General features: G+C 46.2%; 13 protein-coding genes. All 13 read left to right on the top strand.

Translation table 11 applies throughout. The annotated features are described in order from the left end of the window. Positions 1-67: 67 nt before the first annotated feature. Entirely contained in the window at positions 68-1273 is a 1206-nt protein-coding gene (locus tag J7R10_RS07055) for a phage head morphogenesis protein (RefSeq protein WP_208436400.1), read from the top strand. A 383-nt stretch (positions 1274-1656) separates the two neighbouring features. Next, positions 1657-2724, top strand: coding sequence for a phage protease (locus J7R10_RS07050; RefSeq protein WP_010705191.1), 1068 nt, complete (start codon positions 1657-1659; stop codon positions 2722-2724). Further along, positions 2721-3062, top strand: coding sequence for a DUF2190 family protein (locus J7R10_RS07045; protein ID WP_010704492.1), 342 nt, complete (start codon positions 2721-2723; stop codon positions 3060-3062). Before J7R10_RS07050 ends, J7R10_RS07045 begins: the two co-directional genes overlap by 4 nt. 12 nt (positions 3063-3074) lie before the next feature. After that, positions 3075-4040, top strand: a complete 966-nt coding sequence (locus tag J7R10_RS07040; protein WP_010705294.1) for a major capsid protein — start codon at positions 3075-3077, stop codon at positions 4038-4040. Positions 4041-4056: 16 nt separating this feature from the next. After that, a complete protein-coding gene (locus J7R10_RS07035; RefSeq protein ID WP_010705293.1) occupies positions 4057-4479 on the top strand; it encodes a gp436 family protein in 423 nt (140 codons plus the stop codon). Between the two features lies 1 nt (position 4480). Beyond that, entirely contained in the window at positions 4481-4975 is a 495-nt protein-coding gene (locus J7R10_RS07030) for a phage virion morphogenesis protein (protein ID WP_208436399.1), read from the top strand. Next, positions 4972-5493 (top strand): hypothetical protein, encoded by a 522-nt coding sequence (locus tag J7R10_RS07025; protein WP_010705192.1) that lies wholly within the window; start codon positions 4972-4974, stop codon positions 5491-5493. The genes J7R10_RS07030 and J7R10_RS07025 overlap by 4 nt, the downstream gene beginning before the upstream one ends. Continuing rightward, complete coding sequence (locus J7R10_RS07020; protein ID WP_010705290.1) at positions 5490-6083, top strand: phage baseplate assembly protein V; 594 nt, start codon at positions 5490-5492, stop codon at positions 6081-6083. Before J7R10_RS07025 ends, J7R10_RS07020 begins: the two co-directional genes overlap by 4 nt. A gap of 11 nt (positions 6084-6094) precedes the next feature. Next, positions 6095-6277, top strand: a complete 183-nt coding sequence (locus J7R10_RS07015; RefSeq protein WP_010705289.1) for a hypothetical protein — start codon at positions 6095-6097, stop codon at positions 6275-6277. 3 nt (positions 6278-6280) lie between these two features. Further along, positions 6281-6682, top strand: a complete 402-nt coding sequence (locus tag J7R10_RS07010; protein ID WP_010704515.1) for a GPW/gp25 family protein — start codon at positions 6281-6283, stop codon at positions 6680-6682. Next, positions 6669-7550 carry a baseplate J/gp47 family protein gene (locus J7R10_RS07005; RefSeq protein ID WP_010704516.1) on the top strand — a complete coding sequence of 294 codons (882 nt, stop codon included), beginning with the start codon at positions 6669-6671 and terminating at the stop codon, positions 7548-7550. The genes J7R10_RS07010 and J7R10_RS07005 overlap by 14 nt, the downstream gene beginning before the upstream one ends. Further along, positions 7550-8656, top strand: coding sequence for a phage tail protein (locus J7R10_RS07000; RefSeq protein ID WP_010705193.1), 1107 nt, complete (start codon positions 7550-7552; stop codon positions 8654-8656). The genes J7R10_RS07005 and J7R10_RS07000 overlap by 1 nt, the downstream gene beginning before the upstream one ends. 1 nt (position 8657) lies before the next feature. After that, the coding region (locus J7R10_RS09975) for a DUF4815 domain-containing protein (RefSeq protein ID WP_246787412.1) at positions 8658-8829 on the top strand (172 nt) is incomplete at its 3' end.

Here is an 8829-nt window from a genome sequence, read left to right as displayed (position 1 = left end):
ATGGATCATCACGCATTAGCAGCACGTTTGGCAAAAGTACAAATGATTGCACGTGGGCTTGGGTATCATGGCTGAGGAACTTTTCAAAACGGCTCCCAAAGAGGTCACACGTTATTTTGCAGCCAAGGCTGTTGTTCCAAGCTTTGATTGGCGTGATGTGGCACCAGAGGAACATGCTTTTTCCTTTACGGTGGCAAAATCGGTGGGTTATGACATTTTAGATGATTTTAAGCGAGCGGTTGGAGAAGCCATAAAACATCAAATTCCTTTTCAAGATTTTCAAAAAAATTTGATGCCGATTTTACAGGAAAAGGGTTGGTGGGGTAAAAAGACCAGTATTGATCCGCTTACGGGTGAAAAAAGCTTAGTCCAATTGGGCAGCCCACGGCGTTTAGAAACGGTCTATTGGGCCAATACCATGAGTGCGCATGCGGCAGGCGAGTGGGAGCGTACGCAAAATAATAAAGAGTTTTTACCCTATCTCACCTATGCTTTGTCGAGTTCAGAACATAAGCGTTTAGAACATGAAAGTTGGGTAGGTTTTACGGCACCGGTTGATGACCCGGTTTGGGATTGGCTTTATCCACCCAATGGTTGGCGGTGTAAATGCAGTGTGCGACAGGTCAGCCGTTATGAAGCAGAGAATTTGGGTTATGAGGATGATGCAGCCCCGCTTAAAGTGGAACAAAAGGCTTGGCACAATAAGCGAACAGGGAAGGTTGAAAAGATACCAAAGGGGATTGATCCTGGTTGGAATTCTAACCCTGGGAAACATCGGGCGCAAAATTTAAATCATTTTTTGAGTGATAAAATTTCCATGATGGGGGACAATCGAAAGCGCATTGCCCTTGAAGATATTGTGGGTTCGCCGCTTTTGCAAGCAATGTTTGAAGGACGTTGGCCTCGCGGATTTATACCTATTGCCCCAATGATAAATAAGGTGCGTGATGTTTTTGCAGCGGACAGTTCCCTTGTATGCCTCTCTTCAGACAGTGTGAAGCATATTTTGTTAGAGCATCAAGCGCGTGATCTGACTTTGGATGATTTTCGTGGCGCTATTCAAACCCTCATAAAACCCCATGGTATCATCAGACGCAAGGATACGCAGGGCGTTATTTTTTTTGGTGAAAATGATGGGGTATGGTGGCGCTTGGCGGTTAAATTTGTGGCAAGCAAACAAGAATGGTGGCTGACCTCTATGCATAAAAAGGATTTAAAGGAAATTAACCGTCTCTTGGAGGCTGCCGAAAAGAAGGGCGAGAGGTTGTTGTAGGGAAATGAGAAGGCGTGGAGGGCGGTCAACTCCTCGCAGATCCGGCAAAGCCGTCCTGGCAAAACTGGCTCACACCTTCGCTTTAAAACTATAGTCTTTTTAAGCAGAAAAGCAATCTTTTAAAAACGGCTTGAGAGAGGTTTTTTGGTATAAGATGATAATTTGTACCTCTCATTTCATAACGGCGCTCTATCGCCTTTGAAGTGCCTTTGAAAACGATTTTATGGGATGGTTTGGCACGGGGGTTTTTCTCATAAGGAAAATAATAGGGAAAAGGGCGCTTTTTTGAGAAATGCTCTTTTGACTGACAGTGTCAGACTTATAGTGGGAGTAAGTTTCATGCATTGTATTGCCAATGACAATTGTAAAGCAATAGGCAATGTATGGAACAGGAATTTCACGAAGATCAAAAAGATGGGGATGCCCAGACATTTTATGATGGGACATTTCATGCCGCGTTAATAGATCTTTGCCCAGAGGTTTTGTGCCCAGACGTTTTATGTAAAGACATTTCTTGTGAAGACGCCACCGTTAGCCAAGCGCCTGAATGGGTAGAGCTTTTGCCCAAGGCACCACATGTGAAGGCGCGTGATGGGCGGGAATGGCATTATAACCCCCAAACTATTTTAAAAGCCTTTGCGGCGAATAAAGGACCGCTTGTGATTGATTATGAGCATGGGCAACATCACCGTGCGAGAAATGGTTTAGAAGCGCCTGCCAGCGGTTGGATTGAAGAATTAGCAGAGCGGGATGGTGCGATTTGGGGGCGCGTTAAATGGACCGAGGTGGCTACCAAAAAAATTATTTCCCGCGAATATCGCTATCTTTCGCCTGAGTTTCGCCATTCTAAGAAAGGTGAAATTTTGAATTTAGCAGGTGCTGGACTGGTCAATCGTCCAGCCCTTGTCATGACGGCTTTAAGCCGTGAACAGCCTTTACCCCCCCCTTTAACAACTGATGTGGAGAAAGATATGGATTTGACAGCCATTGCCAGTGCACTATCACTGGCAAAAGATGTGCAGCTTGATGAAATTTTAGCAAGCATTGCAGCGCGCGAAAAGGAACGCGTGGAATTAAATGCCCAATTAACAAAAGCGCGAGAAGATTTAGCACTTTTGCAAGAAGAGCAAAAAAACAATGCCATTGAGAGTCTTTTAGACAAGGCAATTGAAGAGGGCAAGATTTTGCCTGCTGCCCGTGAGGAATACCGTGCGTTGTGCACCCTTGAAGGGGGCATGGAGCATTTTAAAAGTTTGGTAGAAAAGTTGCCGACGCTTGCCTCAACAAGCCCTTTAGAAGTGTGTGCCTTAGCGCAAGAACCAAAACTTGCTCCAGAAGAAGTTGCTGTTGCGGCACGTCATTACCAAGAAGAGCAGAAGAAAAAAGGGTGGGACATCACCATTAGCCAAGCGGTTGAGCATATTTGCGAACAAAAGGAGCTCCAATCATGAGTACAATGATTTTGATTAAATCTTTTCGCGCCAGTGATGTGATTTCGCCTTATTGCATTGTTGCAGCGCGCGGTGAGGGTTGTGTGGCAACGGCTTCTGGTAAGGGTGATAAATTATTAGGGACTGCGGGATCTTTGAGCGCAAAGGCTGGTGAGATGATTGATATTGGCCAATGTGGTTGGGGTGAAGTGGTTTGTGGAGGCAATGTTTCCTTTGGTGATTTTTTGACCTCTGATCCAAAGGGGCACGCCATAAAGGCTGAAGCAGCAGATCGCACCATTGGACTTGCCATGAGTGATGGTTCTGCTGGTGATGTTATTTCTTTTAAAATAAATTAATCGAGGCTTAAAATGAACAGACCTTTTCCCATTGATCCAACACTCACTGCCATAGCTATTGGTTATCGCAATCCAGCAGGTTCTCTTATTGGCGATAAAGTTTTGCCACGCGTTTCTGTTTTAAGTGAGGTGTTTAAATATAGTGAATTTCCCTTAGCGGAAAGTTTTACCGTTCCTGAACTTGAAATTGGGCGTAAAGGACGCCCGAATGTGGTGGAATTTTCCGCCTTTGAACGGGAAGCCAGTGTCAAAGATTATGGGCTTGATGATCTCATTCCCAATTCAGATATTGAAGCAGCCGCACGTGCACGGGCAGAAAAACGCTCTCGTTATAACCCCGAAAAGACAGCTGTAGAGGGTCTTGCCAATTTGCTAGAATTGGGGCGTGAAGTGCGTGTTGCAGCCCTTGTGCAAAAGAGTGAAAATTATGCACCAGAGCGCGTGATAACTCTCAAAGGTGAAAATAAATTCAGTGATTATGAAAAATCTGATCCTTACGCTTGCTTAGATGAGGCAATGGATAAAAGCCTCGTCTATACGCCAAACACCATTGTGATGGGCAAAGTCGTTTGGTCAAAACTCAAACGCCATCCCAAAATTATCAAGGCTGTTAAAGGGGGTGGCACTGCGGATGGTTTTGTCACCAAGGCGCAATTTGCCGATCTGATGGAAATACACCCTGAGCGTTTGCTCATTGGTGAATCGCAAGTGAATTTGGCGCGCAAAGGGCGTTCAGCACAATTGGCGCGGGTCTGGGGCAATAAGATTGCACTGCTTTATATTGATCCTACCAAACAACAGGCGGATGGTTCCGTGATTAGTTGGGGCTTTAGCGCGCAACTGGGTGAACGTTTTTCTGGAGTGATCCATGATCCAGATATTGGTTTATCAGGTGGTAAACGGGTGCGTGTGGGGGAACGTGTGTGCGAATTGGTGGCAGCAAAAGATGCCGGTGTGTTGTTGCAAGAGGTTATTTAAGGGGAACACTTGAAGCATGGCTTATGCAAGCAAAACATTGATTGAAGAGCTTTGGGGTAATGATTTCTTGGACGACTTATGCGGTATGGACGAGAACAAAGATCAAGTGATTGCAGATCAGGCAATTGCTCGAGCACTTGAGCAAGCAAGCGGTGAGATTGATGTGCATCTGTCTCATCGCTACCGCGTCCCCATTGCTGGACAGCCAACAGCTCTTGGCATGATTTGTGTTAATATTGCTGTTTATAATTTAGCCATACGCCATACGGCACTGACCACAACCATTGAAGATCGTTACAAACAGGCGGTTGAACTCTTGAAACGCATTGCGGAAGGCAAAGCGGGTTTAGGCATAGATGAACCTAACATTATGAGCGAAGATGGTCCCGTGAAGGATGGTGCTTTTTTCCATGCCAAACCGCGTTTGATGGGAAGGTAACATGTCTGTTTCAACCCATATTGAGATTAAAGAGACGGGGCTTGAAGCGGCTTTATCCTTTTTACAAAAGGGAGCTGATAGCTCGATGGGGACTTTGGCACAAGGGGTTGGGCGTTTGCTTCAAGAGAGCACAAGGCGGCGGATTCAAAGTGAAAAAACTTCTCCTCAAGGAGAGAAGTGGAAAAACAATTATGCCCGCACATCCACTCTTTATGCCAGTGGAGCGCTTTCACGCTCCATTGATATGGTGGCATCACCAGAAAAAGTCATTATTGGGAGTGGATTGGTTTATGCGCGTATTCACCAATTGGGTGGGGTTATACGCCCTAAAAATGGCAGCACTCTTCGCTTTTTTCTTAAAAGCGGTAAAGCACATCGCTTTGTGCGCGCGCGCCAAGTAACCATGCCAGCACGCCCTTATTTGGGGCTTTCAGAGGGTAATAAAGTGGAAGTTATCAAAGCGGCAGAAGATTGGCTGGGAAGGAACTTTTCATGAGTCAAACGGTCAAGCAAGCAGGGCGCATCAATCAGTTTCGTGAAGCGGTTATCAAGAGCCTTAAAAGCGCTTTGCCGGATGTGCGTGATTGCGGCTGTCAATTTGGGCGTTTTAATTTAGAAGAACTTGAAACACAAATGCTTGTGGCTCCAGCAATACGCGTTGCGGTGTTAGAAAGCCGCTTAACTGCTGTGGCTTCTGGGCAGCAGAGTGCCGATCTTCATTTGGGCACTTTTATTATCACCACAGGAAAAGAGCGTGATGTTTCCAGTTGGCTTTTAGCAGAAGCCATTGCGGTGCTTTGTCATAGCGGGCAATTGTGGGGTCTAACGCATTTAAGTGCACCGCGAGAGGTGCAGATTGAACCGATTATCTCTGCGGCGATTAAGCAGCGTGGTGTGGCGATTAGCGTGGTGGAATGGCACCAAGATTTGCATCATTTGGGGCAAGATATTTTTTGTCATGAAGGACAACTCAAAAGTGGTTTGATTTCATGTAACAATGAGGTGTTGGCATGAATGATGCGCATCTTATAGCAACGACCTTTCGGCAAATTATGAAGCGTCTTGATGGGCTTGAACGCTGTCTTGCCAACCAACACATGATTGGGCGGGTTGCAGAAGTTGATGGTCATAGGGTACGGGTTCAAGTTTCTAAACAGGGTTCTAATGGGAAAGCGGTTTTATCGCCTTGGTTGCAAGCACAAGAAGCTTCAGGCACTGTTTCAAGCAATATGCCCTTAAATGTTGGTGATCCAGTGCGGTTGTTTAATCCCCATGGCGAAATTGGTTCTGCCTCTTTAGTGGTGCGCGATAGCTATAGCAAGGATGCGCCTAACCCCGCACGCTCTTTCCAAGAGTTAGCGCTCTGTTATGCTGGTGGTGCTTTGCGCATCACAAAAGATGAACTTATTCTCTCCCATGGGGAAAACCAAATCCATTTGAGTAGCCAAGGTTTAGTGCTTTCTCATCAAACAACCCGTGTTGAATTAACGGGCAGTGTGCACATACAAGCAGAAGATTTGCAACATAATCAAACATCTGTTGGAGCAAGCCATATTCACGGTGGGGTCAAAATTGGTCCCTCCACAACCTCTCATCCCCTTTAAAGGAGTTTATCATGCGTGAGAAAACTTATGTCATTTTAACCAATGCGGATTTTGTTGCAGGCAAGCGTTCACCAGGCAAAGGTGAAGAAATTTGTTTAAGCGATGAGGCTGCTCAATATCCCTTGCTGCTTGGTCAGATTGCTGAAAAACCATCCCCCGTCGCTTCTACTACAAAGACAACGAAGGGTGTTTAAAACATGCGGTGCGGGATGAGCGAAAAGGATGGCTCTCTGTTATATGGTTGGGCGCATTGCCAACAGTCTCTTCGTAAATGTTTGACGACAAGGATTGGATCACGGGTTTTACGTCGTCATTATGGGTGTGATGTTGGAGCTTACCTCGATGCCAATGCTGATCCTGCGACGATATTGCAGCTTTATCAAGAAATCGTGCAAGCTTTGAATGATCCAGAGTGTGGAGAGCCTGGGTTTTCGCTGCAAAAGATTGATCTGGCAAAAGCAACGCGGGAGGGAACATTCCACTTTGTTCTCACGGGTGTTTTTTATCCCGATGGGCATTTGGGGGATTGGTCGCATAAGGAACCCCTGAGTTTTGATTTCATGAGTATTGATTTAGAGGTTGGTGATGACAGAGTTTGAGCAGTTGCCCCTTCTACAAATTCCCCATCCACAACTCCTTTTACCACAAGTTGTTGAAGAGCTTTCTGTTGAGGCAATTTTGCAACAAAAAATCACGCGTTTAACCAAGCTTTTGGCAGCGCATCACATCCCTTATAATGTGGAAAAGACCGCTTATGATCCGGTGGTCATTCAATTGCAAGCAGCCGCTTATGAAGAGTTGCTCTTGCGCCAACGGGTCAATGAGGTGGCGCGGGACAATTTATTGGAATTTGCTCGTGGAACAAGTTTAGACCATTTGGGAGATTTCCATGGGGTCGTTCGCCTTTTGGATGAAGATGATGAGCGTTTCCGTCGCCGTATTCGCTTGAATAGACAAGGACATTCCACAGGGGGCACGGCGCCACGGTATCAATATTTTGCTCTCTCAAGCGATATCCATGTCAAAGATGCTTTTGTTTATCGTGTGGGCAAAAGCCCGCTGATTCATGTTGCGCTTTTTAGTGACAGCCCATCAGGGGTGGCTGATGAAGCTTTAATTGCAAAGGTGCAAGCAGCCCTTGATGACAAACACGTTAAAATGACCAATGACCACATCCTTGTAAAAAGTGCGGTACAACGGATCATCAATGTGCGCGCAGATCTTTGGCTGCTCCCTGATGAAAATCCTCTTGTTTTGGAAAAAGCGGAGCAGAATTTAAGAGCAGAATGGGTCCGTGCGCAAAAGCTTGGGCGTGATCTCTCATTGAGTTGGATCATAAGCCGCCTGATGGTTGAGGGTGTGCACCATGTGACCTTAACACAACCTTGTGAGGATCTTTTGGTTGCACCTGATGAAGCGGTAGCTGTAGGAGAGATTGTCTTGTCTGAACGGGGGCGTGCTTATTGATGCTTTCTTCACTTTTGCCACCCAATTCAAGCTTGTTTGAACGCTGTTTGGCAGAAGCGATGGCTTTTGATCCTCAAGTCAAAAGTACGCTCGAAGAAATCCCACGCGCGAAATTTATCACGCGTCCATCTTCTTGGTTGCCTTACTTGATAGACGAATATGGCTTACAAGAATTAAGCCCTTATTTTTCTAATCCTTACACTCTTCTTGACCAAGGACTTAAATGGCAAAATATTCGCGGCTCTCTTGCCGCTATTGATAGAGGACTTGAATGGCTTCAAATGACAGCACGCTTTCAACCCGCCTGGACGGGGCGTGCATGGTGGAATTCCTTTCAACTGTACTTTGATCAATTGCCTGAGCGAACACAGCTCGAAGCCATTGAAGCCATCGTGAGACTTTCCAAAAGTTTGCGCTCTGATTTTCGCCGTGGTGTCAATAGCTATGATGTGCAAGCCATGGAAGGCAATATGTCACGCCTTGATGACAGTCTGCTGGAATATGAAAGCGGTGTGTGCATAACAGCTGGGGGCACTTTATTTTCCTTCGGGCGCACCACAGAGATAGAGCACGTTCTCTTAAGAGAAGAAGGCACCCTTATTGGCAATTGGATCGATGATGGGGATGAAGAATTAAGTTGGGACCAGATTGATTATCCATGGGACATGGCAAACTTTCCGTGGTGTTCAGTCAAAAAACATGAACGCGATATGCTGATGGCAGAGTGGTTTCATGGCCGCACGCTTTATCTCGTGTTAAGAGACAGCCAAGATGGCATGATTGGCTTTCGAAGATGCTATGCTGTAGCGCCTGTCGAACAGGCTTTGGAGGGTGTGTACAGCCATTCAAGCGGCAGATTCCAGCCCTCCCCGATGGGTACTGCACTTCTTGTTGCAGCACGAACAGACTTTGGCGATGTTGACGGCAAGCAAGCAGCCTCTTTTTCTGTTCTCGTTCATGCTACCCCCGCAGAAAACATAGCCCTTGGCAAGCTTTGGTTGGAGCCTGATGAACTGAAGGGCGGTGTCGAGATACTCAAAACACCTATCAACATTCCTTTACGCGCCGATGTTCGCGAACAATTCAAAATTTTATTGAGGTTTTAACATGAAGCATGAAAGTGGTTTACCATTTGCAATTGACAGGTCTCGCGGCAAAGAGGAACAGCAAAGCGTTGTGTTTTATGGACAACGCCCCTTTATCCAAAGTGGTGAACTGAATGAGGTTCAAACCATCATAAGGGGACGCCATGACCGCTTGGGGCGCCTTGTGGCACAAG

The organism is Bartonella vinsonii subsp. berkhoffii ATCC 51672, from assembly GCF_902825225.1.
Taxonomy (GTDB): Bacteria; Pseudomonadota; Alphaproteobacteria; order Rhizobiales; family Rhizobiaceae; genus Bartonella; species Bartonella berkhoffii.
Note: the sequence above shows the minus strand (reverse complement) of the source record. Positions and strands in the feature narration are given on the sequence as shown.

Coding starts and splice junctions, on each gene's coding strand:
- J7R10_RS07040 (WP_010705294.1), top strand. CDS start 3,075: ATGAACAGACCTTTTCCCATTGATCCAACACTCACTGCCATAGCTATT.
- J7R10_RS07025 (WP_010705192.1), top strand. CDS start 4,972: ATGAGTCAAACGGTCAAGCAAGCAGGGCGCATCAATCAGTTTCGTGAA.
- J7R10_RS07035 (WP_010705293.1), top strand. CDS start 4,057: ATGGCTTATGCAAGCAAAACATTGATTGAAGAGCTTTGGGGTAATGAT.
- J7R10_RS07020 (WP_010705290.1), top strand. CDS start 5,490: ATGAATGATGCGCATCTTATAGCAACGACCTTTCGGCAAATTATGAAG.
- J7R10_RS07015 (WP_010705289.1), top strand. CDS start 6,095: ATGCGTGAGAAAACTTATGTCATTTTAACCAATGCGGATTTTGTTGCA.
- J7R10_RS07030 (WP_208436399.1), top strand. CDS start 4,481: ATGTCTGTTTCAACCCATATTGAGATTAAAGAGACGGGGCTTGAAGCG.
- J7R10_RS07045 (WP_010704492.1), top strand. CDS start 2,721: ATGAGTACAATGATTTTGATTAAATCTTTTCGCGCCAGTGATGTGATT.
- J7R10_RS07010 (WP_010704515.1), top strand. CDS start 6,281: ATGCGGTGCGGGATGAGCGAAAAGGATGGCTCTCTGTTATATGGTTGG.
- J7R10_RS07000 (WP_010705193.1), top strand. CDS start 7,550: ATGCTTTCTTCACTTTTGCCACCCAATTCAAGCTTGTTTGAACGCTGT.
- J7R10_RS07050 (WP_010705191.1), top strand. CDS start 1,657: ATGGAACAGGAATTTCACGAAGATCAAAAAGATGGGGATGCCCAGACA.
- J7R10_RS07005 (WP_010704516.1), top strand. CDS start 6,669: ATGACAGAGTTTGAGCAGTTGCCCCTTCTACAAATTCCCCATCCACAA.
- J7R10_RS07055 (WP_208436400.1), top strand. CDS start 68: ATGGCTGAGGAACTTTTCAAAACGGCTCCCAAAGAGGTCACACGTTAT.